The 657-nt window shown below is 72.0% G+C and carries 1 pseudogene; it reads right to left on the reverse strand.

Annotated elements, in window-relative coordinates:
• Nucleotides 1-657 (reverse strand): annotated as a pseudogene (locus tag KP699_RS16310) (energy transducer TonB); the annotation flags it as partial.

Raw genomic sequence — 657 nt, forward strand, 5'->3', positions numbered from 1 at the left:
GGTTGGGGGTGGGCCGGGTGTGCTGCGTCGGGCGCGGGATGGCATGCGCCTGCGGTTTGTGGCCGGACGGCGGATGCGCGGCCTTAACCGGCTTGGGCGGCTGCGGGGAGGACTTGGTCAGCCCGTCATCCGCTTCGGGCAGCGGCGGGGTGGCTGGTGTTTCCTCAGACGGCACGGTGGGGGAGGGCGGGCCTTCCGCCGGGCTGGGTTCAGCCTGCCCGGCCTTGCTCGGGGCCTTGCCGGAATTGCCGCCCCCGGCTTCATCCGAATGTGGGCCAACCATACCGCTGGTGGATTCCGGCTGAGCAAACACCATTTCCACCGGGGAAGGCTGCTGGCCGTCCGGCGTGCCGTGCGGCGGGTGGTGCGTGGCCTGCCAGAGCAGCGCGCCCAGCAACAGGAAGTGTGCAAGGGCGGAGGCCGTCAACACCGGGCCGATTGTCGGCTCGGCGTAGACTTCCCTGCGGATAATGGGGGTGGCGGTGCCTTTGACGCGGCGGTAGCCGCTGGCCGGGCGGGCGACGGGCGTGGGGGATGCGGTCAGCCGGTCCCGTTCACCATCCTGCGGGGCAGGCGGCGGGCTGGCGGGGGTTGCTGTGCCGGGTGGGGAAGGAGGAACCAGGCGCGGTTCCGGCCCATCCCGCCTGCGCGAAGAAG

It is taken from the genome of Acetobacter sp. P1H12_c (assembly GCF_018811975.1).
Taxonomy (GTDB): Bacteria; Pseudomonadota; Alphaproteobacteria; order Acetobacterales; family Acetobacteraceae; genus Acetobacter; species Acetobacter persici.